At 64.8% G+C, this 26,448-nt stretch carries 24 protein-coding genes and 1 pseudogene; 11 read left to right on the plus strand and 14 right to left on the minus strand.

Annotated features, from left to right (window positions below):
- Nucleotides 1–501: 501 nt before the first annotated feature.
- The 5 genes from VGR99_RS28415 to VGR99_RS28435 all read left to right on the plus strand — a co-directional run bounded on the left by VGR99_RS28415 (nucleotide 502) and on the right by VGR99_RS28435 (nucleotide 6,569).
- Nucleotides 502–3,867, plus strand: a complete 3,366-nt coding sequence (locus tag VGR99_RS28415) for a helicase-related protein (RefSeq protein ID WP_326903268.1) — start codon at nucleotides 502–504, stop codon at nucleotides 3,865–3,867.
- 22 nt (nucleotides 3,868–3,889) lie between these two features.
- On the plus strand, nucleotides 3,890–4,147 hold the full coding sequence (locus VGR99_RS28420; protein ID WP_212030331.1) for an RNA-binding S4 domain-containing protein: 258 nt from the start codon (nucleotides 3,890–3,892) through the stop codon (nucleotides 4,145–4,147).
- A gap of 132 nt (nucleotides 4,148–4,279) precedes the next feature.
- Nucleotides 4,280–4,618 carry a ferredoxin FdxA gene (fdxA, locus tag VGR99_RS28425; RefSeq protein WP_014490375.1) on the plus strand — a complete coding sequence of 113 codons (339 nt, stop codon included), beginning with the start codon at nucleotides 4,280–4,282 and terminating at the stop codon, nucleotides 4,616–4,618.
- A 346-nt stretch (nucleotides 4,619–4,964) separates the two neighbouring features.
- Nucleotides 4,965–5,765, plus strand: coding sequence for a CarD family transcriptional regulator (locus VGR99_RS28430; RefSeq protein ID WP_326903269.1), 801 nt, complete (start codon nucleotides 4,965–4,967; stop codon nucleotides 5,763–5,765).
- A 231-nt stretch (nucleotides 5,766–5,996) separates the two neighbouring features.
- Nucleotides 5,997–6,569, plus strand: coding sequence for a hypothetical protein (locus tag VGR99_RS28435; RefSeq protein WP_326903270.1), 573 nt, complete (start codon nucleotides 5,997–5,999; stop codon nucleotides 6,567–6,569).
- Between the two features lie 202 nt (nucleotides 6,570–6,771).
- Here VGR99_RS28435 and VGR99_RS28440 read toward each other — a convergent pair whose 3' ends face one another.
- From VGR99_RS28440 to cyoA, 7 genes are read right to left on the minus strand one after another with little or no spacing between them, the layout of a single operon-like run.
- A complete protein-coding gene (locus VGR99_RS28440; protein WP_326903271.1) occupies nucleotides 6,772–7,305 on the minus strand; it encodes a response regulator transcription factor in 534 nt (177 codons plus the stop codon).
- Entirely contained in the window at nucleotides 7,295–8,698 is a 1,404-nt protein-coding gene (locus VGR99_RS28445; RefSeq protein WP_326903272.1) for an ATP-binding protein, read from the minus strand. The genes VGR99_RS28440 and VGR99_RS28445 overlap by 11 nt, the downstream gene beginning before the upstream one ends.
- On the minus strand, nucleotides 8,670–9,506 hold the full coding sequence (locus VGR99_RS28450; RefSeq protein ID WP_326903273.1) for an SURF1 family protein: 837 nt from the start codon (nucleotides 9,504–9,506) through the stop codon (nucleotides 8,670–8,672). Before VGR99_RS28450 ends, VGR99_RS28445 begins: the two co-directional genes overlap by 29 nt.
- Before the next feature lie 8 nt (nucleotides 9,507–9,514).
- Entirely contained in the window at nucleotides 9,515–9,895 is a 381-nt protein-coding gene (gene cyoD / locus VGR99_RS28455) for a cytochrome o ubiquinol oxidase subunit IV (protein ID WP_326903274.1), read from the minus strand.
- Nucleotides 9,892–10,521, minus strand: a complete 630-nt coding sequence (gene cyoC / locus VGR99_RS28460) for a cytochrome o ubiquinol oxidase subunit III (protein WP_326903275.1) — start codon at nucleotides 10,519–10,521, stop codon at nucleotides 9,892–9,894. Before cyoC ends, cyoD begins: the two co-directional genes overlap by 4 nt.
- Complete coding sequence (gene cyoB, locus VGR99_RS28465) at nucleotides 10,522–12,519, minus strand: cytochrome o ubiquinol oxidase subunit I (protein WP_326903276.1); 1,998 nt, start codon at nucleotides 12,517–12,519, stop codon at nucleotides 10,522–10,524.
- 11 nt (nucleotides 12,520–12,530) lie between these two features.
- The gene (gene cyoA, locus VGR99_RS28470; protein WP_326903277.1) at nucleotides 12,531–13,691 is read right to left on the minus strand and encodes a ubiquinol oxidase subunit II; all 1,161 of its coding nucleotides are present in this window, start codon (nucleotides 13,689–13,691) and stop codon (nucleotides 12,531–12,533) included.
- A 182-nt stretch (nucleotides 13,692–13,873) separates the two neighbouring features.
- On the opposite strand from cyoA, the gene VGR99_RS28475 reads away from it, so the two are divergent.
- Nucleotides 13,874–15,202 (plus strand): MFS transporter, encoded by a 1,329-nt coding sequence (locus tag VGR99_RS28475; protein ID WP_326903278.1) that lies wholly within the window; start codon nucleotides 13,874–13,876, stop codon nucleotides 15,200–15,202.
- A gap of 73 nt (nucleotides 15,203–15,275) precedes the next feature.
- Complete coding sequence (locus VGR99_RS28480; RefSeq protein WP_326903279.1) at nucleotides 15,276–15,671, plus strand: c-type cytochrome; 396 nt, start codon at nucleotides 15,276–15,278, stop codon at nucleotides 15,669–15,671.
- 82 nt (nucleotides 15,672–15,753) lie between these two features.
- On the opposite strand, the gene VGR99_RS28485 is transcribed toward VGR99_RS28480, so the two are convergent.
- A complete protein-coding gene (locus VGR99_RS28485) occupies nucleotides 15,754–17,145 on the minus strand; it encodes a M48 family metalloprotease (protein ID WP_326903280.1) in 1,392 nt (463 codons plus the stop codon).
- A gap of 132 nt (nucleotides 17,146–17,277) precedes the next feature.
- Complete coding sequence (locus VGR99_RS28490) at nucleotides 17,278–18,153, minus strand: thermonuclease family protein (protein ID WP_414645196.1); 876 nt, start codon at nucleotides 18,151–18,153, stop codon at nucleotides 17,278–17,280.
- A gap of 287 nt (nucleotides 18,154–18,440) precedes the next feature.
- On the opposite strand from VGR99_RS28490, the gene VGR99_RS28495 reads away from it, so the two are divergent.
- The 3 genes from VGR99_RS28495 to VGR99_RS28505 all read left to right on the plus strand — a co-directional run bounded on the left by VGR99_RS28495 (nucleotide 18,441) and on the right by VGR99_RS28505 (nucleotide 21,342).
- Nucleotides 18,441–19,649 (plus strand): ABC transporter substrate-binding protein, encoded by a 1,209-nt coding sequence (locus VGR99_RS28495; RefSeq protein WP_326903282.1) that lies wholly within the window; start codon nucleotides 18,441–18,443, stop codon nucleotides 19,647–19,649.
- Nucleotides 19,650–19,801: 152 nt separating this feature from the next.
- Nucleotides 19,802–20,590 carry an enoyl-CoA hydratase gene (locus VGR99_RS28500; protein WP_326903283.1) on the plus strand — a complete coding sequence of 263 codons (789 nt, stop codon included), beginning with the start codon at nucleotides 19,802–19,804 and terminating at the stop codon, nucleotides 20,588–20,590.
- A 2-nt stretch (nucleotides 20,591–20,592) separates the two neighbouring features.
- Entirely contained in the window at nucleotides 20,593–21,342 is a 750-nt protein-coding gene (locus VGR99_RS28505; RefSeq protein WP_326903284.1) for a hypothetical protein, read from the plus strand.
- 111 nt (nucleotides 21,343–21,453) lie between these two features.
- Here VGR99_RS28505 and VGR99_RS28510 read toward each other — a convergent pair.
- From VGR99_RS28510 to VGR99_RS28525, 4 genes and pseudogenes are all read right to left on the minus strand, one after another.
- A pseudogene (locus VGR99_RS28510) lies at nucleotides 21,454–21,636 on the minus strand (hypothetical protein); the annotation flags it as partial.
- A gap of 213 nt (nucleotides 21,637–21,849) precedes the next feature.
- Nucleotides 21,850–22,662 carry an enoyl-CoA hydratase/isomerase family protein gene (locus VGR99_RS28515; protein ID WP_326903285.1) on the minus strand — a complete coding sequence of 271 codons (813 nt, stop codon included), beginning with the start codon at nucleotides 22,660–22,662 and terminating at the stop codon, nucleotides 21,850–21,852.
- 39 nt (nucleotides 22,663–22,701) lie between these two features.
- The gene (locus tag VGR99_RS28520) at nucleotides 22,702–23,862 is read right to left on the minus strand and encodes an acyl-CoA dehydrogenase family protein (protein WP_326903286.1); all 1,161 of its coding nucleotides are present in this window, start codon (nucleotides 23,860–23,862) and stop codon (nucleotides 22,702–22,704) included.
- A 15-nt stretch (nucleotides 23,863–23,877) separates the two neighbouring features.
- Nucleotides 23,878–24,942, minus strand: coding sequence for an acyl-CoA dehydrogenase family protein (locus VGR99_RS28525; RefSeq protein WP_326903287.1), 1,065 nt, complete (start codon nucleotides 24,940–24,942; stop codon nucleotides 23,878–23,880).
- A 262-nt stretch (nucleotides 24,943–25,204) separates the two neighbouring features.
- Here VGR99_RS28525 and VGR99_RS28530 point away from each other — a divergent pair, with 262 nt between their 5' ends.
- On the plus strand, nucleotides 25,205–25,990 hold the full coding sequence (locus tag VGR99_RS28530) for an SDR family oxidoreductase (protein WP_326903288.1): 786 nt from the start codon (nucleotides 25,205–25,207) through the stop codon (nucleotides 25,988–25,990).
- Nucleotides 25,991–26,151: 161 nt separating this feature from the next.
- Here VGR99_RS28530 and VGR99_RS28535 read toward each other — a convergent pair whose 3' ends face one another.
- A complete protein-coding gene (locus VGR99_RS28535; RefSeq protein ID WP_326903289.1) occupies nucleotides 26,152–26,424 on the minus strand; it encodes a GlsB/YeaQ/YmgE family stress response membrane protein in 273 nt (90 codons plus the stop codon).
- Between the last annotated feature and the right edge of the window lie 24 nt (nucleotides 26,425–26,448).

Genomic DNA, 26,448 nt, shown 5'->3' on the forward strand with positions numbered 1-26,448 from the left:
ATCGTCGCTTGTACGGCAGCTCAAAACTCCATCTAGTGCGATGGAAATAAGAGTCCCGCGACATGTTGCGTGAACGTAACAGGACTCATCAGGGAGTCTGCGATTCGGCCGCGATTCGTTCTAGAGTCGTTCCGAAGCTTAAAGAGAACGGGAAAAGCGTCGCAAAGTGAGACAGTTGCGCGGGATTTGGGGGATGCTCCCCACACACTCCGCTGTCATGCCCCGGCTTGACCGGGGCATCCAGTACGCCGCGGCAGGTGTGGCTCGGCGGACGGGCCGCGTTCGGACACATAGCCGACACTTCGATGCCCTCTCGCCGCTGCTTGAACCCCTCACCCTGAGGAGGCCGCGCCAGCGGCCGTCTCGAAGGGCGAGGGGCCCGGCGCCCTCTGCGGCGCCAGCCGGGCCTTCATCCTTCGAGACGCGCTGAAGCGCTCCTCAGGATGAGGATCAGAACAGCACTGACATTCGCCCAAATCGCCACTACCTAATCCCCCAGACATGGCCTTCTCTCCCTCCCCCTTCGCTTCCGAGCGCGCACCCGGCGCGGGCGTCACTGCGGTGCTCGGGCCGACCAACACCGGCAAGACCCATCTCGCCATCGAGCGGATGCTGGCGCATCCCTCGGGGATGATCGGGCTGCCGCTGCGCCTGCTCGCGCGCGAGGTCTACAACAAGATCGCAGCGCGGGTCGGTAGCGAAGCCGTCGCGCTGATCACGGGCGAGGAGAAGATCAAGCCGAAGAACCCGCGCTATTGGGTCTCCACCGTCGAGGCGATGCCGCGCGACATCGACGTGTCGTTCCTTGCCGTGGACGAGGTCCAGATCGCCGCCGACCTGGAACGCGGCCACGTCTTCACCGACCGCATCCTCAACCGCCGCGGCCGCGACGAGACGCTGCTGCTGGGCGCAGCCACCATGCGCCCGATCATCGAGCGGCTGTTGCCGGGCGTGTCCATGATCACGCGGCCGCGCCTGTCGCAGCTTGAATTTGCCGGCGACCGCAAGATCACGCGCCAGCCGCGCCGCACCGCCATCGTCGCGTTCTCCGCCGACGAGGTCTACGCCATCGCCGAGCTGATCAAGCGCCAGCATGGCGGCGCCGCCGTGGTGCTGGGATCGCTTAGCCCCCGCACGCGCAATGCGCAGGTCGAGATGTTCCAGAACGGCGACGTGGACTATCTCGTCGCCACCGACGCCGTCGGCATGGGCCTCAATCTCGACGTCGACCACGTCGCCTTCGCCTCCGACCGCAAGTTCGACGGCTACCAGTTCCGCCGCCTGACGCCGGCCGAATTCGCGCAGATCGCCGGCCGCGCCGGCCGCGCCACGCGCAACGGCACCTTCGGCACCACCGGCCGCTGCGCCCCGTTCGAGCCCGAGCTGGTCAACGCGCTTCAGAACCACACCTTCGACAGCGTGAAGATGCTGCAATGGCGCAATTCGAAGCTGGATTTCGCCTCGCTCGGTGCGCTGCAGGTGTCGCTGAACCTTTCCCCCGGCCATGAGGCGCTGACGCGCGCCCCCATCGCCGAGGACATGCGCGTGCTCGACCATGCCGCCCGCGACGCCGAGGTGCGCGATATCGCGCATGGCAAGGCCGCCGTGGAGCGGCTCTGGGAGGCCTGCCAGGTCCCGGATTACCGGAAACTGTCGCCGGCGGCCCATGCCGAGCTCGTCACCACGCTCTACGGCTTCCTGATGCGGAAGGGCTGCATCCCCGATTCCTGGTTCGCGGCCCAGGTCGATCAGGCCGACCGCATCGACGGCGACATCGACACGCTGTCGGCCCGGATCGCGCAGATTCGCACCTGGACCTTCGTCGCCAACCGCCCGGACTGGCTGAAAGGCCCGGAACGCTGGCAGGGGATCGCCCGCGAGGTCGAAAATAAATTATCGGATGCGCTCCATGAACGCTTGACTGAGCGTTTCGTTGATCGCCGGACCAGTGTATTGATGCGCCGCCTGCGGGAGAACACGAGCTTGAATACTGAAATCGGCAAGACCGGCGAAGTCATCGTCGAAGGCCATGTCATCGGCCGCCTCGATGGCTTCACCTTTGCACCGGATGCGGCGGAAGCCGGCTCCGATGCGAAAGCCTTGCAGGCTGCAGCCCAAGCGGTGCTCGCCGGCGAGATCAACACGCGCGCCGAAAAACTGGGCAACGCACCGGACGACCAGTTCGTACTGACCTCGGAAGGCACCATCCGCTGGACCGGCGATGCCGTGGCGCGACTGTCCGCCGCAGAGGAGGCGCTGCATCCGCGCATCCGCATCATCTCGGACGAGCGGCTGACCGGTGCGCCCCGTGAGAAGGTGCAGGCCCGGCTCGACCTCTGGCTCAAGACGCATATCGAAAAGCTGCTCGGGCCGATGTTCGAGCTGTCGAAGGCCGAGGACGTCACCGGCATTGCCCGCGGCATCGCCTATCAGCTCGTCGAGGCGCTCGGCGTGCTCGAGCGTCCGAAGATCGCCAACGAGCTGAAGGATCTCGACCAGCCCTCGCGCGCGACGCTGCGCAAATACGGCGTCCGCTTCGGCGCCTATCACATCTATTTCCCCGGCCTCTTGAAGCCCGCCGCGCGTGCGCTGGCCGCGCTGCTGTGGGCGCTGAAGCAGGACAATGTCGATCTGTCCTCGCTCTCGGGCGCGCAGCATCTGGCGTCTTCAGGCCGCACCTCGTTCCCGGTCGACAAGCAGCTGCCGCGCGATGCCTATCGCGTGCTCGGCTACAAGCAGGCCGGCGAGCGCGCCGTGCGCGTCGACATTCTGGAGCGTCTTGCCGATCTGATCCGCCCCGCTTTGGCCTGGCGCGAGAACTCGCCCGGCGAAAAGCCCGCCGGCGCGTTCGACGGCCGCAGCTTCGTGGTGACGCAGGCGATGACTTCGCTCACCGGCTCCGCCGGCGAGGACTTTGCCTCGGTGCTGCGTGCGCTCGGCTATCGCATGGAGAAGCGTCCGCCGCTGCCGGTGAAGCCCGCAGCGCCTGCTGCTGCCGAGACGCCGGCTGCTGAGGCTTCTTCTGAGGCACCTGCGACCGAGGAGGCTGCTGCCTCTGCAGAGACGGCCATCGAAGCCGCCGGCGAGCCTGTGACCGTCGAAGACGCGCCCGGCATGGAGCAGCACGACGAGCCCGCGCAGGAAGAGCCGGCGCTCGAAGCCTCTCCCGAAGCCCCCGTCACGCCGGAAGATGCCCCCGGCATCGCACCGCCGGTCGAAGAGGCCGCTGCGCCCGCAGAGCCTGCTGCCGAAGCCGCTCCCGCGGAGACTGCTGCGACGGAAGCCGCTGCATCCCCCGACGCGGCTGAGGCTGCCGCGGCGCCCGCTGAGCCGGAACTCGTCGAAGTCTGGCGTCCGGGTGGCCGTCACGAGGACCGCAAGCCACGCCACGAGCGCCATCGTCACCAGCGTCACCACAACAACCAGCGGCCGCAGGCGGGTGCTGAGGCCGGTGCCGCGCCCGCTGAAGGCGAGGCTGCGCAATCGGCCGATGGCGAGAAGCGCGGTGAGCGCCATCGTCACGGCGGTGGCCATCGCCGCGACGGCGGCAAAGACTTCCGCAAGCCGCGTGAAGGCGGCGAGGGCGGTGAGCGCCGCGACGATCGCAACCGCAGTTTCCAGGGCAAGGACCGCGACAAGGATCGCGATCGCAACCGCGACAACAAGAAGTTCGGCGGAGATCGCGACAAGGGCCGCGACAATCGTGGCCGCGACCGCGACAAGGGTCGCGATCGTCAGGGTGGTCCGTCGCTGCGTCCCTACGCATCGAGCGCGAATCCGCGCGAGCGCGATCGTCCCGCCGATCCGAACTCGCCCTTCGCAAAGCTCGCCGCGCTGAAAGAGCAGCTCTCGGGTCGCAAGGAGTGATCCCACGACCGAGCGGCAGCGCATCGACAAATGGCTGTGGCACGCGCGGGTGGTGAAGGCGCGCACCTCCGCGGCCGAGCTCGTCGAGTCCGGCCATGTCCGCGTCAACGGCACGCGTGAGAAATCACCGGGGCATGCGATCAAGATCGGCGATGTCATCACCGTCGCACTCGATCGCACCGTGCGCGTGTTGAAAGTCACAGGCTTCAACGAGCGCCGCGGCGATGCCGCCTCGGCCCGCGTGCTCTACGAGGAGCTCAGCGAAGCAAATCGCAATTAATTGCGCTTCGCGTTCATTTCTTGGTCGATCAAACACATAAAGCCGTCATGATCGGGGCTTCCCGACCTTGCAGCGCCGAGCCATCCGCGCTACGCAAGCCGCGACTTTTAAAAGAGCTTTTCGGAGCGTTGGATGACTTACGTCGTCACTGAAAACTGCATCAAGTGCAAGTACACCGACTGCGTCGAGGTCTGCCCGGTCGACTGTTTCTACGAGGGCGACAACATGCTCGTCATCCATCCTGACGAGTGCATCGACTGCGGCGTGTGCGAGCCGGAATGCCCCGCCGACGCCATCAAGCCGGACACGGAACCGGGCCTCGAAAAGTGGCTCCAGGTCAACGCCGACTACGCCAAGAGCTGGCCGAACATCACCCAGAAGAAAGAATCACCCCCGGACGCGAAGGAATTCGACGGTCAGGAAGGTAAGTTCGAGAAATATTTTTCTCCGAACCCTGGCTCCGGTGACTAAATTCCGTCGCAAACTTAACCCTAATACCTTCGTCAGCGCCGAAAACCAGCCCTTAAGACCCCTAAATCATTGATTTTTGCGGGAAATGTGCTATATTGGGCACATTGAGCCGAACCCCGTCAGCCCAGTTGGCCCCGTTGGGTTCCCGTGAAACCAAAATGTCGAACAGGGGCGTGGCAGTTTCCGCGCGCAGGCTGTGTCACAGAAAACGCGTAAAAAGAGTACTTCAGCGAGGGCTTCCCATAAGGAGGCCAAAAAAGTCGCCGCGGCCAGCCGTAGCGCATCCAAGGGTCGGACCGCGACGAAGGCGCCGGCTGCAAAGTCCTCGAAGAACAAAAGAAGCGCAATGCCTAACAAGACTGCCAAACCGGCCGCGAAAGCGACCGTTGCCAAGCCTGCTGTCGCCAAAGCTCCCGCTGCCAAGCCCGCTGCGCCGAAGGCTCCCGTTGCTGCTGCTCCTGCCAAGGCTCCTGTTGCTGCCAAGCCGGCCGTGAAGCCGGCCGCCGCTGCGCCGAAGGTCGAGGAAAAGAAGGTCGTGACCCAGCGTCAGGGCTTCAAAGCCAACGAATTCGTCGTCTATCCCGCTCACGGCGTCGGCCAGATCCTGGCCATCGAGGAGCAGGAGATCGCGGGTGCGAAGCTCGAGCTGTTCGTCATCAACTTCATCAAGGACAAGATGACGCTCCGCGTTCCGACCGCCAAGGTCGCCAACGTCGGCATGCGCAAGCTGTCCGAGCCCGCCCTCGTCAAGAAGGCGCTCGAGACGCTGAAGGGCCGTGCCCGCGTCAAGCGCACCATGTGGTCGCGCCGCGCCCAGGAATACGAAGCGAAGATCAACTCGGGCGACATCGTCGCGATCGCGGAAGTCGTGCGCGACCTCTATCGCTCGGAGTCGCAGCCGGAGCAGTCGTACAGCGAACGCCAGCTCTATGAAGCGGCGCTCGATCGTCTGTCCCGCGAGATCGCGGTGGTGCAGCACTCGACCGAGACCGAAGCGGTCAAGGAGATCGAGGCCCAGCTCGCCAAGAGCCCGCGCCGTACCAATGCCAAGGCGGAAGCCGCCGACGGCGAAGGCGAGACGGATGCCGAGGGCGATGCCGACGATACCGATGGCGACGACACCACCGTCGCCGACGAGGCGGCGTAAGCCTCTCGCGTCGATCGCAGCAGATCAAAAGCCCGGCCGCTCGGCCGGGCTTTTTGTTTGTCCGTGGCCTCGATCATCGATCCCGGTGAACCGGGAGCCTATCCGCGGGCACTGATGAGAGCAGTGCTCCAGGCAGCTTCCACAGCCATGGCCAAGTCGATCCTCTGCGTCCTTCAGTCCAGCGTCCTCCTCTGTTGCATCACGCTTCATGCTGCATCGGCCGAACGCATCGTGTTCAGATATGAAAACGCCGCCGATCTGCGTGGCCTCGTCAATGTGTTGACGGCTTTTCGCGCCGCGTGCCTTGCCGAGCCCGTGACATCAGGCCTGCCAGCGCGGCTTGTCCCCGACGGCTACCGGATCGTCACCCGCGCCGTCCACATGTGGGGCAGGGAAGATGGATCGTTTCCGGATACCGCCATCCTGTCGAAGACCGGCGGTGAGGACAGCGATGTCGCCGGCGGCTACCCCATCGTCGACTTCATGCTTCCGACCGCAAAGCTTCCCGACGGTGCATGCAGCGTCAGCTGGAAGCGGCGATGGGTCCAGGATTATCCCGATGGCGCCAATCGGCTGAGCCTCGACATGGCCGCGTCCCTTCCGGCGCGCGTGTCTTACCATCTCGGTGCGACGCTGCTCTCAAAGCCCAATGACATCTTCGCCATCGCTGACAGCTACAGCGACCTGACAACGTGGCGGACGGAATGCTGGGCGACCAAGCCCTGCCGCTTCGACGTCAATGCCCGCTTCGATCAGGAGGGTATCGACATCACGGTTACGTCTCGGGGCGAAGTGACGAAGTAGATCTTTTTGTAGCCCAGATGAGCGAAGCGATATCCGGGAGCGGGTTTTCCGCCGATGCTGACGCCCCGGATGTCGCTTCGCTCATCCGGGCTACGGCACTGCCGGAGGTGGGAAAACTGGCGGCAGCGCTTGGTTCGCAGAAGCGGAGTGACACACTCCGTGTCGTCCCGGGGCGCGTACCGCGCGAGCCCGGGACGATAGGTCATTTCACCGGCCGCTTCTCGAGCTTCCGCGCCAGCGTCCTGCGGTGCATCCCCAGCCTCCGCGCCGCTTCCGAAATGTTAAAATCCGTCTCGATCAGCGTCTGGTGGATGCGTTCCCATTCCAGCGTCTTGATCGAGGTCGGGCGGGCATCGAGTGCGACCTCGGCATTGCCTTCGGCCTTGTGGAAGGCGGCCTCGATGTCGTCGGTGTTCGAGGGCTTTGCGAGATAGTGGCAGGCGCCCAGCTTGATCGCCTCGACGGCGGTGGAGATGCTGGCGAATCCGGTCAGCACCACGATCAGCATGTCAGGATCGTGCGTGTGCAGCAGCTCGACGCAGGCGAGGCCAGAGGCGCCGCCGAGCTTGAGGTCGACCACGGCATGGCCGAAGGAGCGCTCCTCCAGCACCTTGCGCACGTCTTCAATTGAGCCAGCGAGCACGACATCGTAGCCGCGGCGCTCGAACGAGCGTTTCAGCGTGCGCGCAAAACCTTCGTCGTCCTCGACGACGATGAGCGAACGGTCAGGCGTCAAAGCTGCCTCCGATCGCGAGCGTGGCGAGCGGCAGTGTCAGGCGCACGGTGGCGCCGCGCTTCCTGTGGTTCTCGGCGGTGACGCTGCCACCCAGCTTGCGCACCACGTTCACCACCAGGAACAGGCCGAGTCCGCCGCCGGCGCGGCCCTTGCTGGAGTGATAGGGTTTTCCGAGCTGCGACAGCATCTCCGGCGCAAAGCCCGGGCCGCGGTCGGAGATCGACAGCACGAGATTGTCGCCCTCGCGCTCGGCCAGCAGCTCCACCCACTCGCGTGAGACCTCGTAGGCGTTGTCGAGCACGTTGAAGATGACCTGCTTCAGCGCGATGTCCGAGACGATCGCGACGTCCTCGCCAAAGGTGTTGACGAAATAGAGCGTGCGCACCGAGCGCGCGTCGCGCCACTCCTCCACCAGCGCCGTCACGAAGGCCGTCACCGTGGTCGGCGACGAGCCCTCGCCGCGTGCTTCGCCGGCCGAGACCAGGATGCCCGTCACGATCGACTTGCAGCGCTGCAGCGAGGTCTCCATCTGCGAAAGATCCTCGGCGAGCTCCTGATCGGCGGCGAGGTCGGGCATGCGGCGCCAGTCGCTGAGGATCACCGAGAGCGAGGCGAGCGGCGTGCCGAGCTCATGCGCGGCACCGGAAGCGAGCAGGCCCATGCGGACGATGTGGTCCTGCTCGGCCGCATGCTGGCGCAGCGCCGCCAGATGCGCGTCGCGCTCGCGCAGATTCCTGTTGATGCGGGTGACGAACACCACCAGCAGCACGGCGTTGAGCGCGAAGCCCAGCAGCATGCCGGCCACGGTGAGCGTGTAGGTCTCGCTGAGCGGGTTCGGCGGCAGGTCGAGCGGCCGGTAGGCCAGCGTCAACCAGACGAAGCATGCGCAGGTCAGCGCGACCAGCGACCAGGTCGAACGGGCGTCGAGCAGCACGGCCGCCAGCGTCACCTGGAGCAGGAACAGCGAGGTGAAGGGATTGGTGGCGCCGCCGCTGAGATAGAGCTGCGCGGTGAGAGCCGCGACGTCGAGCATCAGCGCGACCAGCAGCTCGTTGCTGGAGATCGCGGCGCGATGGCGGACCCACACCAGGCTGGAGACGTTGAGCAGCACCAGTGCGCCGATCACCGCGCCCATCCGCTCCAGGGGCAGGGGAATGCCGAGCCCGAAATGCGCGCCGCCGATGGTCACGATCTGTCCGACCACCGCGGTCCAGCGCAGCTGGATCAACAGCGCCATGTTCTTGCGGTTGGTCTCGTCGTCGGTGGGTGTGGCGCCGATCAATTCGCTGCGCGCGTCAGCCTGCGATTGCAGCGTGACGGCGAGTTCGCCGCCGGCAAGCATCTGGGAAATGGTCTTCCCGTCGTCAGGTCTGCTCGACGATCTTTCCAGCATCTGATCCCGTCCTGCGGGCGGAGGCATCTGGGCCGCCATCCGGTTCGTGGACGAAGCGTTTGCGGCGGAACAGCCCGCCGCCGAATGTGACGAAAAGCCTGCCGGCCAGCATGAAAGCCAAGGCAAACCACGTCAGCGCGTAGATCAGGTGGTTATTGGGAAAGCGGACCACGGTCAATCCACCGATGGGACCTTGGCCGGATTGTGATCCGGCGTCGGCATCGATGAAGAAGGGGGCGGCCTCGGTCAGGCCGCTTGCCGCCGAGATCGCGGCGACATCGCGCGAATACCAGCGGTTGTGCTGGGGCACGTTGTTGCGGAGGAAGCCGCCCTTCGGCTCGGTCATGCGCAGAAGGCCGGTGATCGCGACCTCGCCGTCAGGATTGCCACTTTGGCGCGTCGATGCGTCGCGCCGCTCGGACGGCACGAAGCCGCGATTGACTAGGACCTGCGTGCCGTCGTCGCGCTGAAGCGGCGTCAGCACCCAATAGCCGGGACCTTCCTCGGTGACGGCCTGAACCAGCGTCTCGCGGTCGTTCAGGAAGCGTCCGGACACGCTGACGTGCCGGTATTCGTCGTCTGCGCGGGTAACGGTGGGCCACGAAGCGGGCGAGGGGATCGGCTGGGCCGGAGCATGGACGCGCTGCTCGACGCGGTCGATCAGCGCCAGCTTCCAGGCGCGGCGCTCGATCTGCCAGATACCGAGCGCGATGAGAATGACGAAGGCAATGAGCGAGAGGACCGTGAGCCACAGGGACGGACGCGCAGCCCTGGTGGAGCTGCGCGTCTTGTTATCCTTGTGGCTCACGAGATCGCTCACTTCATTCCCGTCATCTCGTGGATCGGCATCATGTTGCTGTTGAGGTGGTTCATCACCCACAGCGAACCGGACAGTGCGATCACCACCATGACGATGGTGAAGATCAGCGCCATCATGCTCCAGCCGTTCTCGGACTTGGTGTTCATGTGCAGGAAGTAGATCATGTGCACGACGATCTGCACGACCGCGAAGGCCATGATGACCAGCGCGGTGATCTGCTTGCTTGGCAGCGCGCCGCTCATCACCAGCCAGAACGGGATCGCGGTGAGTACCACCGAGAGCACGAAGCCGAGCATGTAGCCCGAGAACGTGCTGTGGGCGTGGCCGTCGTCGTGGTGATGGTCGCCCGCGTGGGCGGCGTGGGTATCGGTGTTCATCGCAGAACTCCCAGGAGATAGACGAAGGTGAAGACGCCGATCCAGACCACGTCGAGGAAGTGCCAGAACATCGACAGGCACATCAGGCGGCGGCGGTTGGCTTCGATCAGGCCGAACTTCTTGACCTGCACCATCAGCGTCACCAGCCAGATCAGGCCGCAGGAGACGTGCAGGCCGTGGGTGCCGACCAGGGTGAAGAAGGAGGACAGGAAGGCGCTGCGCTGGGGCGTCGCGCCTTCGTGGATCATGTGGGCGAACTCGGTGAGCTCGATGCCGATGAAGGCGAGGCCGAACAGGCCGGTGATCGCCAGCCACATCTGCGTCTGCGCGACCTTGTTCTGCTGCATGGTCAACATGGCGAAGCCATAGGTGATCGACGACAGCAGCAGCATCGAGGTGTTCACCGCGACCAGGTCGAGGTCGAACAGGTCCTTCGGCGCGGGGCCGGCGGCGTAGTTGCCGCCGAGCACGCCGAAAGCGGCGAACAGCATCGCGAAGATGAGACAATCGCTCATCAGGTAGATCCAGAAGCCGAGCGAGGTGCTGTAGCCTTCCGGATGCGGGTGTTCGTCGGCGAGATAGAAGAGCGGCTCGCCGGTCTGCGAGGGATTGACAGAGACGGTCATTTACTTGGCTCCGGCGAGCAGTTTGGTGCGCGCGTCCTCGGTCCGGATGACGTCCTCAGCCGGAATGTCGAAGTCGCGGTGATAGTTGAAGGTGTGACCGATCCCGACGACGAGCATCGCGATGAAGCTCGCAGCCGCCAGCCACCAGATGTACCAGATCAGGCCGAATCCCATCGCGGTGGCGAGGCCGGCGAGGATGATTCCGGTGCCGGTGCTGCTGGGCATGTGGATGGGCTTGAATCCGGTGAGCGGACGCTGATAGCCGCGCTTCTTCATGTCCCACCACGCGTCATTGTCGTGAACGACGGGGGTGAAGGCGAAGTTGTAGTCCGGCGGGGGCGAGGAGGTCGCCCATTCCAGCGTGCGCGCGTCCCAGGGATCGCCGGTGACGTCCTTGAGCTGCTCGCGCTTGAGGAAGCTGACCGCGAACTGCATCAGCATGCTGAGGATGCCGAGGAAGACGAGGCCGGCGCCGATCGCGGCGATGACGAACCAGATCTGCAGGGACGGATCGTCGAACACACGCAGGCGGCGGGTCACGCCCATCAGGCCGAGCACATAGAGCGGCATGAAGGCGAGGTAGAAGCCGACCACCCAGAACCAGAACGACAGCTTGCCCCAGAACACGTCGAGCTTGAAGCCGAACGCCTTCGGGAACCAGTAATTGATGCCGGCGAACGCGCCGAACACCACGCCGCCGATGATCACGTTGTGGAAATGCGCGATCAGGAACAGGCTGTTGTGCAGCACGAAGTCGGCCGGCGGCACCGCGAGCAGCACGCCGGTCATGCCGCCGAGCACGAAGGTCAGCATGAAGGCGACGGTCCACATCATCGGCAGCTCGTAGCGGATACGGCCGCGATACATCGTGAACAGCCAGTTGAACATCTTCGCGCCCGTTGGGATCGAGATGATCATCGTGGTGATGCCGAAGAACGAGTTGACGCTGGCGCCCGAACCCATCGTGAAGAAGTGGTGCAGCCACACCAGGTACGACAGGATGGTGATGACGACAGTGGCGTAGACCATCGAGGTGTAGCCGAACAGCCGCTTGCCGGAGAAGGTCGAGGTGACTTCCGAGAAGATGCCGAACGCCGGGAGAACCAGGATGTAGACCTCGGGATGGCCCCAGATCCAGATCAGGTTCACGTACATCATCGGGCTGCCGCCGAAATCGTTCGTGAAGAAGTTGGTGCCGACGTAGCGATCGAGCGAGAGCAGCGCGAGCACGACGGTCAGGACGGGGAAGGAGGCGACGATCAGGATGTTGGTGCAGAGCGAGGTCCAGGTGAACACCGGCATCTTCATCATGCTCATGCCGGGGCAACGCAGCTTGACGATGGTACAGATCAGATTGATGCCGGATAACGTCGTGCCGACACCCGCGACCTGTAGCGCCCAGATGTAATAGTCGACGCCGACGTCAGGACTGTAGCCGATGTTCGACAGCGGCGGATAAGCCAGCCAGCCGGTGCGGGCGAATTCACCGATGAACAGCGAGGCCATCACCAGCACCGCGCCGCCGACCGTCATCCAGAAGCTGAAATTGTTCAGGAACGGGAACGACACGTCGCGCGCGCCGATCTGCAGCGGCACCACGTAGTTCATCAGGCCGGTGACCAGCGGCATCGCCACGAAGAAGATCATGATCACGCCGTGGGCGGTGAAGACCTGGTCGTAGTGATGGGCGTTGAGATAGCCTTCGGAGCCGTTGAAGGCGAGCATCTGCTGGCCGCGCATCATCAGCGCGTCCGCGAAGCCGCGGAGCAGCATCACGATGCCGAGGATCATGTACATGATGCCGATGCGCTTGTGGTCCACCGTGGTGAACCATTCGCGCCAGAGGTAGCCCCACAGGCGGAAATAGGTGAGGCCGGCGAGCAGCGTGGCGCCGCCGAGCGCGACTACTGCGAAGGTGCCGACGACGATCGGCTCGTGCAGTGGCAGCGACTCGATGCCGAGTCGGCCGAAGATGAGCTTGAGAAGATCAGGAGACATGCGAGCTCTCTTTAGGAGTCTGACTTCGGACGCTGTCCGAGGAAGAAGGACGAGGACTTCAGCGGCGCGAAGGTCGGCCGCTTCAGGCCGGCGCCGGTAAGTGGCGCGGTGTCGAGGGGGGCCTTGATCGACGCAGTGGTCTGGCCCTGCGGCGCCTCCGGCGTGCAGGTGCCGGCGACGAAGGTCGGCTCGGGCCCGAGGACGGTGCCGCGGCGGGCGTATTTGTCGTAGGCCAGCGGCAGCGTGTTGTTCAGGCCCTCATGGCCGTTGCCACCCTTGGCGTCGATCGCCATCATCTCGCTCTGGCACATCTTGCCGGTCTCGACGCACATGTTGAGGATCAGGCGGTAGAGATCGGCATCGACCGTGCCCCAGCGGCGTACGGGCTCGTTCTGGCTCGGTTTCTCGAGCTGGAGATATTCGGCGCGGCCGAGCGAGCCGCCGGCTGACTTGGCCTGCGCGACCCAGGCGTCAAAGCCCTTGTCGTCGAGACCGTGGAAGTTGAAGTGCATGCCGGAGAAACCGGCGCCGCTGTAGTTCGCCGAGAAGCCCTTATAGGTGCCGGCGTGGTTGATCACGGCGTGGAGCGACGTCTCCATGCCCGGCATCGCGTAGATCTGTCCGGCGAGCGCGGGAATGTAGAACGAGTTCATCACCGAGGACGCGGTGATGTGGAAGTTGATCGGACGATCGACCGGCGCGGCGAGTTCGTTGACGGTGGCGATGCCGTAGTCGGGGTAGATGAAGAGCCACTTCCAGTCGAGCGCGACGACATCGACCTCAAGCGGAGCCTTGGACTGGTCCACGGCGCGCTCCGCATGGATGCGGCCGATGTTGCGATAGGGGTCGAGCAGATGCGTGCCCATCCAGGTCAGCGCGCCCAGGCAGATGATGATCAGCAGCGGCGCCGACCAGATCACCAGCTCGAGCTTGGTCGAGTGATCCCATTCCGGCTCGTAGCGGGCCGAGGTGTTGGACTGGCGGTAGCGCCAGGCGAACAGCACCGTCAGCGCCATCACGGGGACGACGATCAGGAGCATCAGGACGGTGGAGATGATGACGAGGTCGCGCTGCTGGGCAGCGATGTCGCCGGCTGGCGCCAGCACGACGTAGTTGCAGCCACTGAGCGCAACTGCCAGAGGTAGCAGCGCCAGGATCTTGAGACGGGACACGGGCCGAGCCTTATGAGAATGAGTTTCCTTTGCGGGGCCAACGGGTAGCTGCGGCGCAGCAATCGGGACATTGGACAATTTGTCCAATGTTGCACTGCGGAATGTTGGGCCAGACAGGGCGGGATCGCCTGGCCTCCCGCCGGGCGGTCGGCTTTGGTTTTCAGGACGTTAAGGGCGCACGAATGGCGACGGCACAGACCCCCGCAATGGCAGACCTCCACTCGGGCGAGCACGGCCACGACCAGGCCAGTCCCGGCGAGATCGCCATCGGCGTCATCATCGGCCGCACTTCGGAATTCTTCGACTTCTTCGTGTTCGCGATCGCCTCGGTGATCGTGTTCCCGCGTCTGGTGTTCCCGTTCACCAGCGAGCTGACCGGCACCCTTTATTCCTTCATGGTGTTCGCGCTGGCCTTCATGGCCCGGCCGATCGGAACCGTCATTTTCATGACGGTCGACCGGGAGTACGGCAAGACGGCCAAGCTGGTCTCGGCCCTGTTCCTGCTCGGCACCGCCACCGTGGCGCTGGCGTTCCTGCCCGGCTATCACGAGATCGGCAGCGCCGCGATCTGGCTGCTGGCGCTGGCGCGTATCGCGCAGGGTCTGGCCTGGGGCGGCGCCTGGGACGGCATGGCCTCGCTGCTGGCGCTGAATGCGCCGGCCTCCAAGCGCGGCTGGTACGCGATGGTGCCGCAGCTCGGCGCCCCGCTCGGGCTGATCGTGGCGAGCGCGCTGTTCGCCTATTTCGCCGGTAACCTCTCGGCCGACGATTTCTTCGACTGGGGCTGGCGCTATCCGTTCTTCGTCGCCTTCGCCATCAACGTGGTGGCGCTGTTCGCCCGCCTGCGCATGGTGACGACCGAGGAATATGCCTCGCTGTTCGAGACCCGCGAATTGCAGCCCTCGCGCATCTCCGAGACGGTCGCGCGCGAAGGCCAGAACATCATGCTCGGCGCGTTCGCGCCGCTCGCAAGCTTCGCGCTGTTCCACATGGTTACGGTGTTCCCGCTGTCATGGGTGTTCCTGTTCACCCGCGAAAGCCCGGTGCGCTTCCTGATCATCGAGATCGTCGCCGCCGTGTTCGGCGTCGCCGCGATCGTCGCCTCCGGCATCATTGCCGACCGCGTCGGCCGCAAGTCGCTGCTGATGGGATCGGCGATCGCGATCGCGATCTACAGCGGCTTTGCTCCGCAGCTGCTCGACGCCGGCGCGTTCGGTGAGACCATCTACATGGTGATCGGCTTCATCCTGCTCGGCCTGTCATTCGGCCAGTCCTCGGGTGCGATCGCCTCGAATTTCCGCCAGGCCTATCGCTACACCGCCTCGGCGCTGACCTCCGACATGGCCTGGCTGTTCGGCGCCGGCTTCGCGCCGCTGGTCGCACTGCTGCTCGCCACCAATCTCGGCGTCATCGCTTCGGGTGCCTATCTGCTCTCCGGCGCGTTCTGGACGCTGCTCGCGCTCTGGCTCAGCGGCCAGCGCGAGGCCGGCGACATGGACGCGGGCGCTTAAAACCGCGTCTCGCGGACGGGAATAAATTTCAGGCCGGACAATCCTGTTTGCGGTGACGCAAGCAGGAGATCCCATGAACGTCCGGTCCAATCCCGTCCGCCAGCGAAGCTGTGCAAGCCTCGCCTTTGCTGCCCTCGCGATCCTCTGCTCGACCGGACTCGCCCACGCCACCGGAAATGTCGCGCGCGGCCAGATGCTCTACAAGGGCTGCGCGGATTGTCACGCGATCAACGAGAACGCGGTCGGCCCGATGCACAAGGGCGTGGTCGGTCGCAAGGCGGGCAGCGTTCCCGGCTATGATTACTCCGCCGATCTGAAGAGCTCGGGGATCGTCGGGACCGAGGACAATCTCGACAAATGGCTGGCCGGACCGCAGGCCATGGTGCCGGAAACCAAGGTGTTCTTCGACGTGCCGGACGCGCAGGATCGCGCCGATATCATCGCGTATTTGAAGGAGAAGGCGCGGTAGGGCGGCAGAGCAGGTCTCTTCGTGGCTCAAGATCCCGGGTTCGCGCTAAGCGCGCCCCGGGATGACGCGCGCTTGGCGCGAGTCAATCCGCGACGATCTTCACGCGGTCGCGCACCTTCACCTGGGCGGTGCGGTCGAGGCCGTTCAGCACGCGGAAGCGCTCGGCGGGGTGATCGACGCCGGCCATGCGGTGCGACAGCGAATCCACGGTGTCGCCCGGCTGCACGGTGATGACCTTGATGCGCAGCGGGCGCGCGGCCTGGATCTCGTCGAGCGTCAGGCGGCGGAATGAATTGACGGTCTCGCGCGCGTTTCGCTCGCTCTCGGTCGACTTCTGTCTTGTCGCGAAGATGAAGCGGTAGACGTCGCTGCCGAACCGCAATGCATAGACCTTGAACTGCCACTGGTCGCCCTTGGCGGTGGCGGACGCGGCCGGGAAGCCGTTGATGGTGATGTCCTCGGTGGACGCCTTCTCGACGCCCTCCATCCAGCCTGAATTGAGGTAATCGCCGAGCGACTGCTCGCCCGGTACGCGCACCACGTCGAAGCGCATCGCCTGCGAACCGCCGTCGCGCACGCCGATCACCGCCTGCGCGGTGTTGTCGAGCGTGAAATTGTCCGGCGCCTGAAAGGTGAAGCCGAGCTTCGGATGCAGGAAGCGGCGGCCGCGGACAAAGCCTTCGCTGGGGTCTTCGCCATAGACGAGATTGTCGATCGCGGCGAGATAGCTCTCGCGGTCGCGCTCGGCGCCTTCGGGCGCTGCATATTGCCGCGCGATGGTCTGTGCGTTTTGCACGCGCTCCGGCGTTGCCGGGTGCGACGAGGTGAAATCCTGTGCGCGCGGGTCGAGCGAAGTCTTGCCGGCTTTCAGCTCGGCATTGCGTTCCATCGCCGAAAGGAAACGCGCGGCGCCGTAAGGGTCGAAATGCGCCTTGGCGGAGATGCCGACGCCGATGCCGTCGGCCTCGAACTCCTGGTTGCGCGAGAAGCTCGCCATGGTGAGCTTGGTCTTGGCGAGCGCCAGCGCGGTGAGGTCGGGATCGTTGCTCATGTCGGTAACGACACGGGTGACGATCGCGGCCTGGCGGGCCTGGTCCTCGCGCATCGCCGCGTGCTTGGACAGCACATGCGCCATCTCGTGGCTGAGCACGGAGGACAATTCCGACGTATCGCTCGCGAGCGCGAGCAACCCGCGCGTGACATAGAGCTGGCCGTTCGGCAGCGCGAACGCGTTCACCGCGCCGGAATTGAGAATGGTGACCTTGTAACCCTGGTCGGGGCGGTCGGACGCGGCGACCAGTCGGTCGACGGTCTTGCTGACGAGTGATTCGAGCCGGGGGTCGTCATAGGTGCCGCCATAGCTCGCCAGGATGCGCTCGTGCTCCTTTTCGGTGGCGGGGGTCTGCGCGACAGCCGGCTTGGGTTTCGGCATCGCGACCGTCGGCGGGGCGGCCGCGGTCTGGAACCGGTTCATGTCCCCGCAACCGGCAAGGGCGGTGCCCAGCACGAGGCAAAGCACAGCCGGCGCAGCCCGCAGGCGGCGGCCTTCAACCGTCTTGTGCCGTTCTAGCACCCCATTCACGTCGCTTAACCCGTGCCCGGCCCTTTAGGGCCTTACCCCAATAGGCTCGTTTGCGCCCAGCAATTCAACCTGTCCCAAGAGACGCACATCGATACGCGGCCCCGCAGTCCCCTCAACCCAGCCCCGGACGCGAACACGTCGATTTTCCAGGGACTTAAGGGTAATCCCGGCGCTTTCGAACGCCGGCAGCGTGCGCTTTGAAATAGTCACGGCAAAGCCGCGAGTCCAGTTCCGTCCGAAGTTGAGGTAGGTCACTGCCCCAGCTTGCCGGACCGACAGGACTTTGCCCTCGACCACCATAAAGCGCCCGATCCCGGACAAAATATCGTCCGAACTTTCCGCGTTTTTTATGGCTGACGGGTCAGCCCAGTTGCCCTTTTTTTGGCGCCTCGCCTCGGCCTCCGCCCCCATCAGGGCGGCTGCGCAGTCCTTGTCGGCGATTTCGCCGGAGACGAGGGCGTCGCCTTGGGCGAGCAACGCCGCCTGCACCGAGGTGTCGCTCTCGCCGATGAACAGGATGGCGCCTTGCCTTCCGTAGCGGTCGGGCGTGTCGTCGGCGCTTCGCAGTGCGACGTCGCGACCGGTGAGCAACGATGTCAGCGCCTGCTTCGTCGTCGATGTCGCCTCGATCCCGGTGAGGCGGATTTCGCGACCGTCATCCAGACGCACGCTGCGTGGATCGACAATCGCGGCGACGCGGCCTTCGCCCTGCGTGTCGAATTGGCACGGCGTGGCGGACGCGGTGTGACCCGCGACGAGAAAAAATCCGACGATGAGGTGAAGCAGTCGCGTCACGTTGCCCGGAGAGGTTGCGTTGCGCCGAGACCTTAACCCAAACGGTGCCAACGACGAAGGGGCTCTCGTCGTGTGACGCTTCGCCATTGCCTCACACATCGTCATTGCGAGGAGCGAAGCGACGAAGCAATCCAGAATCCCTCCGCGGAAAGTTTCTGGATTGCTTCGCGGAGCCTGTCATCGGACCGCGCTTTGCGCGGACCCGTTGGCTCGCAATGACGATGCGGAAACATCTTGCGTGCCTCACCATTCCGCTTTGCGGAAAACATGCGCGGCAATGTGCGCGCGCAACGCACCTGCGCTTGCTGCGCTCTCGCGCATGCGGCATGATTGTGGCAACACCAATAACCAAGCCGCCATCAGAGACAGGCGATCAAGGGAGGTCTTTTTCGATGAAGCATATTTTGTCGGGCATTTTTGCCGCTGCGTTTGCCCTCAGTGCGAGCGCCGCCGCGCAGGCCCAGGACAAGCCGCCACTGAAGATCGGTGGCATTCTCGACATGTCGAGCCTGTACGCCGACATCACCGGTCCCGGCAGCGAGACCGCAGCCAAGATGGCCGTCGAAGACTTTGGCGGCGAAGTGCTCGGACGCAAGATCCAGGTGCTGGCGGCCGACCATCTCAACAAGGCTGACCTCTCGGCCAACATCGCCCGCGACATGCTCGACAACCAGGGCGTCGAGATGATCTACGACGTCGCGGCGTCCGCGACCGCGCTTGCCGCCGGCGAGATCGCGAAGGCGCGCAACAAGATCATCATGTTCAACGGCCCGGGCTCGATCCGTCTCACCAACGAAGCCTGCGGTCCTTACACCATCCACTACGTGTTCGACACCTACGGCCAGGCCAACGTCACCGGCCTTGCGGCCGTGAAGTCGGGCCTCGACACCTGGTTCTTCCTCACCGCCGACTACGCCTTCGGCCAGGATCTGGAGAAGGACACCAGCGCCGTCGTGACCAAGACCGGCGGCAAGGTGCTCGGCAGCGTGCGCCATCCGCTCAACACCTCGGACTTCTCGTCGTTCCTGCTGCAAGCGCAGGCGTCGAAGGCCAAGGTGATCGGCCTCGCCAATGCCGGCGGCGACACCGTCAACGCCATCAAGCAGGCGGCCGAGTTTGGCGTCACCAAAGGCGGCCAGAAGGTCTCGCCGCTGCTCGCCTTCGTCTCCGACATCGACTCGATCGGGCTGGAGACAGCGCAGGGCCTGCTGCTGGCCGAAGCGTTCTACTGGGATCTCAACGACGACACGCGTGCGTTCTCCAAGCGCTTCATGGAACGCACCAAGCGCGTGCCGACCTCGGCGCAGGCCGGCGTCTACTCCTCCGTCACGCACTATCTGAAGGCCGTGAAGGCGGCCGGCACGACCGACTCGGCAGCAGTCATCAAGGTGATGAAGGAGACGCCGATCAACGACTTCTTCGCCAAGGGCGGCAAGATCCGCGAGGACGGCCGCATGATCCACGACATGTACCTGTTCGAGGTCAAGAAGCCGTCGGAGTCGAAAGGCCGCTGGGACGACTACAAGCTGCTGGCCACTGTGCCGGGCAGCGAGGCGTTCCAGTCGCTTGAGCAATCGCGCTGCCCGCTGGTGAAGAAGTGACGGCGTGACGAAGTCGCGCCGTCATCCCGGGGCTCGCGTAAGCGCGAGCCCGGGATCCATCTGGCGGCATTGACGGTTGAGAAATGGATTCCGGGCTCGCGCTTCGCGCGCCCCGGAATGACGGAGTCAAACAACAACAAGGGAGACGTCCCATGAACGACATGGTCCTGCAAAAGCTCGAAGGCGGGCTGCTCACCATCACGATGAACCGCCCCGAGCGGAAGAACGCGCTCAATCCTGAAATGGTCGCAGGCCTCGTCGAAGCGGCGCGGCGCGCGGCTGATGATCCCGAGGTGCGCGCGGTTCTGTTCAAGGGTGCCGGCGGCTCGTTCTGTGTCGGCGGCGACGTCAAGTCGATGGCGGCTGGCCGCGCGCCGCTGCCGTTCGAGGTGAAGATGGCGAATCTTCGCCGCGGCATGGAGGTCTCGCGCATCCTGCACCAGATGCCGAAGCCCGTGGTGGCGCAGCTCGATGGCGCGGCGGCCGGCGCCGGCCTGTCGATGGCGCTGTCCTGCGACCTCCGCATCGCCAGCGAATCCTGCAAGATCACCACCGCCTTCGCAAAGGTCGGCTTCTCCGGCGATTACGGCGGGACTTATTTCCTCACCCAGCTGCTCGGCAGCGCCCGGGCGCGCGAGCTCTATCTGATGTCGCCGGTGCTCACGGCCAAGGAAGCGCATGCGATCGGCATGGTGACCAAGGTCGTTCCCGATGCCGAGATCGAGACTGCCGCGCATGAGGTTGCGCTGTCGCTGGCGCAGGGCCCGTCGATCGCGCTCGGCTACATCAAGCGGAACATCAACAATGCCGAGCATCTGCCGCTGGAGGACTGCTTCGACGGCGAAGCGGTCCATCACACCCGCTGCAGCGACACCGAGGATCACAAGGAGGCCGCAAAAGCCTTCGTCGAGAAGCGCAAGCCGGCCTTCAAGGGGGCATGACGATGGCGCCCTATATGCGGCTGCGGCAGATTTGTTTGGTCGCGCCGCAGCTCGCGCCTGTCATCTCCGACATCGCCGGGATCATGGGCCTCGCCGTCTGCTACCGTGACGGCAATGTCGCCAAATACGGCCTGGAGAACGCACTGCTCCCGGTCGACACGATCCTGCTGGAGGTCGTGGCGCCGTTCAAGGACGGCACCACGGCCGGCCGCTTCATCGAGAAGACCGGCGGCCGCGGCGGCTACATGGCGATCTTCTGCTGCGACGATCCCGATGAGCGCGGCCGCAACGCCAACGCGATGGGTGTGCGCACGGCCAACGTGATCGACCATGCACCCTATCACGGCGTTCAGCTCCATCCCCGCGACTGCCGCGCCGCCTTCATCGAGTTCAACCACACCGAAGGCAGCGACGACATTCTGGGTCCGTACCCGCCGGCGGGTCCCGACTGGCAAAAGTTCATCCGCAGGGATGTGACACAGGCGCTGACAGCGGTGGAGATGCAGAGCCCGGATCCGCAGGGGCTGGCGGAGCATTGGGGCAGGATCATCGGCGTTGCGGCTGATGGCTCTGAGCTGAAGCTGCCGAACGCGACCTTCCGCTTCGTGAAGGGCCGCAGCGAGATCATGAGCGCGCTGGAATTTCGAGTGGCTGATACGGCCCAGGTGCTGCATGCCGCCAAGGCGAAGGGACTTGCGGTGGCGGGGAACGAATTCCTGCTGGGCGGGGTCACGTTCCGGCTCGTTGCCTGAGCTCTTGCCTTCGTAGCTCTCAATCCGTCATCGCTGCGCAGCGGCGAAGCCGCTGTCGCTGGAGGTGCGAGCATTGCGATGCGAACGCACCGCGATGGGAGCCAACGTTCTGAGGCGGCCCCCGAGCGCCAGTGTCTGGTCGGCACCGATCACGTAGCTTCCGGGATGATTGATCGAGACCGCCTTCGCTTTCTCGCGGGCCAGCAGCAGGCCGATCTCGCGCGGATTCGAAAGCTTTGAAGCGGCCTGAATGCCGCGCGCGTCGATACATCCGGAGGGGCAGGGCGTGACGATCGTCGACGCGCTGGTGGTGTGGAAGAAGTAGCGAGCCACAAACGCCAATGTCGTCCCGGGGCGCGAAGCGAGCCCGGGACCCATAACCACAGGGAGTGGTTTGGCGAAGACTCGGAGTTACCAGCTTGCGCTACGAGATCTCCTTGTGGTTATGGGTCCCTGCGTTCGCAGGGACGACAGGAGAGGTTGCCGAAGCGCCGGCGTGATACGGTGTTACCGTCCCTTGAAATTCGCCGCGCGCCGCTCTTCCGTGGCCTTCACGCCTTCCTTGAAATCCTCCGTCGCGCGCAGGCGGGTCTGTTCGGCGAGCTCGTGATTGGTCGCGGCCATCACGCGGTCGGCGAGGTTGGCGCGCATCGTGGCGCGGGTGGAGAGGAGGCCGAGCGGGGAGCATTCGGCGATCTCGCCGGCGAGCTTCATCGCGCCGGCCTTCACCTGCTCCTGCGGCACCAGCTCGTTGGCGAGGCCCCACTTGACGGCTTCTTCGCCGGTGACGCGGCGGCTGGTGTAGAACATCAGCTCGGCGTTGTTCTTGCCGATCAGTTCGGGCAGCGTCACGGTCAGACCGAAGCCGGGATGGAAGCCGAGCTTGGTGAAGTTGGCGGAGAAGCGCGCTTCGGGGCAGGTGACGCGGAAGTCTGCCGACACCGCAAGACCGAGGCCGCCGCCGATGGCGGCACCCTGCACGGCCGCAACGATCGGCTTCTTGGCGCGGAAGATGCGGACGGCCTGAATGTAGAGATGGTTGATCGGGCCGAGATTGTCGGCGGGATCGCCCTTCTTTTCGGCCTCGCGCGCTTCCTGCGCCTGCCGCGCGGGATCGCCGAAATTGGCGCCGGCGCAGAACGCCTTGCCCTGCGCCGAGAGAACCGAGGCGCGGATCTCGATGTCGCGGTCGAACTCGTCGAGCGCGTCCGCGATCTGGTTGATCAGCGAGATGTCGAAGAAGTTCAGCGGCGGGCGACGGATCTCGATGGTGCCGACGTGTCCGACCTTCTCGACGCCGATATCTTTAAAAGTGGTCATGATGTCCTCGAAGAGTTAGCGCAAACCGAGTCCGCGCGGCTAGCGCAGACCAAGTCCGCGCGCGATGATGCCGCGCAGCACCTCGGTGGTGCCGCCCTGGATGGTGAGTTTCGGTGCGGTCTTGATGGCGAAGTCGAGCTGCCGCTCCAGTGTCTCGCGGTTGGTCGCAGTCTCCTCGACGAAGGCGGCGAGATCGCGCACGCGGTGCGGAAGCTGCTGCTCCCAGACCGTGCCGATGTCCTTGACGATGGAGGCCTCCACCACCGGCTCCTTGCCGGCCTGCAGCATGCCGGCGACCGAAACCGACATGCGACGCATGGTGTGGAGCTGCGCGACCAGACGGCCGATGCCTTCGGCGCTGCGCGTATCCGGATTGGGGCCGACCGCGCGGACCAGCTCGGTCAGCACGTAATAGGTCTCGAGGAAACGCTCGGGTCCGGAGCGCTCATAGGCGAGCTCGCTCGTCGCCTGCTTCCAGGCGCCGTCGACTTCGCCGAGCACGTGATCGTCGGGCACGAAGAAGTCGGTGAAGACGACCTCATTGAACTCGTGCTGGCCGGTGATCTGGCCGATCGGGTTCACCTGGATGCCCGGTTGCTTCATCTTGACCAGAAACTGCGTCAGGCCGTGGCGGCGGTTTTCCTTGGTCGGCTGTGAGGTCCGGAAGATCGCGATCATGTAGTCGGCGATATGCGCCGACGAGGTCCAGATCTTGGTGCCGTTGATGAGATAGCCGCCGTCGGTCTTGGTCGCGCGCGTCTTCGCGGCGAACAGGTCGGAGCCCGAGTTCGGCTCGCTCATGCCGATCGCAAAGCAGATCTCGCCGCGGCAGATGCGCGGCAGGATGTCCATCTTGATGTGCTCCGGCGCGTATTTGATCAGCACCGGGCCGCTTTGGCGGTCGGCGACGAAGAAGCGCCGCGTCGGCGCATTGGCGACGCGCATCTCCTCGGTGACAACATAGCGTTCGAGGAAGGAGCGCTCCTGGCCGCCATATTTCTTCGGCCAGGTCATGCCGAGCCAGCCCTTGGCGCCGACCCGGCGGGAAAATTCCGGCGCGTCGGTATCTTCGCGGTTGGGCTTGTGCGGATCGAAGGTGCCGGCAGCGATTTCCTCGGCGAGGAAGGCGCGCACTTCCTTGCGCAATTGCTCGCACTTCTCGGGCAGGCGGATCGGATCGAAACGGAGGGCAGCGGTCATATGTTTCGTTCCCTGTTAGCGCGAAGCCACGAGCGGCCACAATTCATCGGCGCCGCGGTTTGCAACCAGCTTGCCGAGTTCGACGGCCCAGTGGCTCTCCGACCCGAAATCGTCGCGCCAGGCCAGCGCGCGCAGCGAATAGCGGTGCAGGATGTGCTCCATGGTGAAGCCGATCGCGCCATGCACCTGATGCGCGATGCCGCCGCCCTTTTCGGCTGCTTCCGCGCAGCGGATCTTTGCCGAGGCGGCTTCGAGATAGACCTCGTCGCCGAAGCTCTTTGCGTTGGCGATGGCGTCGGCCGCCGATGTTGCCGCCGCAAGCGCTGCGGCGGATTCGCCTGCTAGTCGCGCGAGATTGTGCTGCACCGCCTGGAATTTCGAGATCTTCTTCTCGAAGGCAACGCGCTCGTTGGAATAGCGCACGGAGATGTCGAGCATCGATTCCAGCGCGCCCGCGATCTGAAGGCTGCGCGCGACGCCGCCCATCAGCATCAAATTGGTCTGGTCACAGCCCTTCGGCGCAGCCTTGATGGTGACGGGCTGGACCTTGTCGAGCGTCACGGTATCGCTGTGGTCGTAGCCGACATTGAGCCCGGCTTCGATCCGGCCCTTGCCGGCGTCGACCAGCGCGATGGAGACGCCGTCCTTGCCATGCGCCAGCACCGCGAAGTGCTTTGCTGCTTTGGCAAAGGGTACGCCGCGGGCGCGGCCGGACAGCGCGCCGTCGGCATCGAGCGTGATGCGATCCTTTGGGGATGCCGGCAGAACCGTCATCTCGCCTTCAGGTGAGGAAATCTTCGCCTGCGCCAGCAGCCAGCCGGCAAGCATGGTTTCGGCCAGGGGAACCGCGACCGCGAAGCGGCCGGCGGCGTTCAGCAAGGCAAAACCGTCGGCAAGGCTCGCGCCGGAGCCGCCGAGATCGTCGGGCACCCACGACAGCGGCAGGCCGGCCTCGCTCAGCGCTTGCCAGAGCGGCGCCTGCCAGGAATCCTTCTTGTCGTTGTTGATGGTCTGCGGATCGGCGAGATCGGCGAAGATTTTTTCCGCGGTCTCGACGACGATATTGTCACTCTCCGCCACAGCGCTCCCCGTGTTTTACCATTGGCGCGTCTCGCCCGACGGGCCGGCGCGCGGTCTCTTCTTGCGCCCGATGATCTGAAAAAGCCATGGCCCTGACAAGCGTTGATCGCAGGCCCATCTGCGGCGGCGGCATGGGGGCAGGGCATCAAAAAATGCTAATTCCGCTTAGCGGAGTTTGCTCGATTTGCAGGGCGCGGCAAACTCGCTAAACAGGGCCAACTGCTCTCAAGGCTTGCATCAGATACAGGGGAAGGAAATCCGGATGGCAAAAGACAATCTGTGCGCAATCGTGACGGGGTCCGCATCCGGACTTGGTGCCGCGACCGCGGAAATTCTCGCACGAAGCGGGGCGCGGCTCGTCATCAACTACTCGTCGAGCCAGAAGGAAGCCGAGGCCACGGCGGAGCTCTGCCGCAAGGCCGGCGCTGCGGAGGTGCTGGTCGCGCAGGGCGACGTCTCGAAGGATGAGGATTGCCGCAAGATCGTTGCCGCCGCCAGCGGCTGGGGCCGGCTCGACATCCTCGTCAACAATGCCGGCACCACCAAGCATGTCGCCCATGCCGATCTCGACGGATTGTCGGCGGAGGATTTCCAGCGCCTCTACGGCGTCAACACCATCGGCCCGTTCCAGATGGTGCGCGCGGCGCGCAGCCTGCTCGAAGCCGGATCGAAGGCGTCGGGGCGTCCGTCGGCCGTGGTGAACGTGTCTTCAGTGGCCGGCATCAGCGGCGTCGGCTCGTCGATCGCGTACGCCGCAAGCAAGGGCGCGCTCAACACCATGACACTGTCGCTGTCGCGTGCGCTCGCGCCGCTGATCCGCGTCAACACGGTGTGCCCCGGCTATATCGACACGCCCTGGTTCACCAAGGGCCGCGGCGAGGCCGGCGCCAAGCAGGTGCGCGACAGCGTTGTGGCGAAGGTGCCGCTGAAGGTCGCCTCATCCGCGGAGGATATCGCCCAGCTCGTCTGCTTCCTGGCGATGCCGGCGTCCAGCAACATGACCGGCGAGGTCGTGCGCATGGATGCGGGGATGCATTTGATTACGTGAACTCGTCATTGCGAGCGACTTGTCCGCCATAGCTCGAAGAGCGACGGCGGAAGCGAAGCAATCCAGACTGCCTCTGCGGAAAGGCTCTGGATTGCTTCGTCGCTTCACTCCTCGCAATGACGGAGTGTGAGGCGACAGCGTGCGTCTATCGGCCTGTGCCGCTACCCCTTGATCACGCCGCTCGCGACCAGGCGGTGCCAGATGAACAGCACCACCACCGCGCCGATCGTGGCCATGATGAAGCCGGCGCCCTGATCGGGGCTGTAGTGCCCGATCGCCTGGCCGATGAAGGTCGCCAGGAACGCGCCCGCGATGCCGAGGATGGTGGTGAGGATGAAGCCGCTCGGGTTGTTCGGCCCCGGCGCGAGCCAGCGCGCGATGAGGCCGGCAATGAAGCCGACGACGATGATCCACAGCAGGCCGCCGAAACTCATGACAGTGCTCCCCTTGCCTAGAAT

It is taken from the genome of Bradyrhizobium sp., assembly GCF_035935975.1.
Classification (GTDB): domain Bacteria; phylum Pseudomonadota; class Alphaproteobacteria; order Rhizobiales; family Xanthobacteraceae; genus Bradyrhizobium.

Excerpts from the sequence above, each read along its gene's own strand:
- VGR99_RS28415 (WP_326903268.1), top strand. The coding sequence starts at position 502 with ATGGCCTTCTCTCCCTCCCCCTTCGCTTCCGAGCGCGCACCCGGCGCG.
- fdxA (WP_014490375.1), top strand. The coding sequence starts at position 4,280 with ATGACTTACGTCGTCACTGAAAACTGCATCAAGTGCAAGTACACCGAC.
- VGR99_RS28430 (WP_326903269.1), top strand. The coding sequence starts at position 4,965 with ATGCCTAACAAGACTGCCAAACCGGCCGCGAAAGCGACCGTTGCCAAG.
- VGR99_RS28445 (WP_326903272.1), bottom strand. The coding sequence starts at position 8,698 with ATGCTGGAAAGATCGTCGAGCAGACCTGACGACGGGAAGACCATTTCC.
- cyoD (WP_326903274.1), bottom strand. The coding sequence starts at position 9,895 with ATGAACACCGATACCCACGCCGCCCACGCGGGCGACCATCACCACGAC.
- cyoC (WP_326903275.1), bottom strand. The coding sequence starts at position 10,521 with ATGACCGTCTCTGTCAATCCCTCGCAGACCGGCGAGCCGCTCTTCTAT.
- cyoB (WP_326903276.1), bottom strand. The coding sequence starts at position 12,519 with ATGTCTCCTGATCTTCTCAAGCTCATCTTCGGCCGACTCGGCATCGAG.
- VGR99_RS28475 (WP_326903278.1), top strand. The coding sequence starts at position 13,874 with ATGGCGACGGCACAGACCCCCGCAATGGCAGACCTCCACTCGGGCGAG.
- VGR99_RS28480 (WP_326903279.1), top strand. The coding sequence starts at position 15,276 with ATGAACGTCCGGTCCAATCCCGTCCGCCAGCGAAGCTGTGCAAGCCTC.
- VGR99_RS28485 (WP_326903280.1), bottom strand. The coding sequence starts at position 17,145 with ATGAACCGGTTCCAGACCGCGGCCGCCCCGCCGACGGTCGCGATGCCG.
- VGR99_RS28490 (WP_414645196.1), bottom strand. The coding sequence starts at position 18,153 with ATGACGATGTGTGAGGCAATGGCGAAGCGTCACACGACGAGAGCCCCT.
- VGR99_RS28495 (WP_326903282.1), top strand. The coding sequence starts at position 18,441 with ATGAAGCATATTTTGTCGGGCATTTTTGCCGCTGCGTTTGCCCTCAGT.
- VGR99_RS28500 (WP_326903283.1), top strand. The coding sequence starts at position 19,802 with ATGAACGACATGGTCCTGCAAAAGCTCGAAGGCGGGCTGCTCACCATC.
- VGR99_RS28505 (WP_326903284.1), top strand. The coding sequence starts at position 20,593 with ATGGCGCCCTATATGCGGCTGCGGCAGATTTGTTTGGTCGCGCCGCAG.
- VGR99_RS28515 (WP_326903285.1), bottom strand. The coding sequence starts at position 22,662 with ATGACCACTTTTAAAGATATCGGCGTCGAGAAGGTCGGACACGTCGGC.
- VGR99_RS28520 (WP_326903286.1), bottom strand. The coding sequence starts at position 23,862 with ATGACCGCTGCCCTCCGTTTCGATCCGATCCGCCTGCCCGAGAAGTGC.
- VGR99_RS28530 (WP_326903288.1), top strand. The coding sequence starts at position 25,205 with ATGGCAAAAGACAATCTGTGCGCAATCGTGACGGGGTCCGCATCCGGA.
- VGR99_RS28535 (WP_326903289.1), bottom strand. The coding sequence starts at position 26,424 with ATGAGTTTCGGCGGCCTGCTGTGGATCATCGTCGTCGGCTTCATTGCC.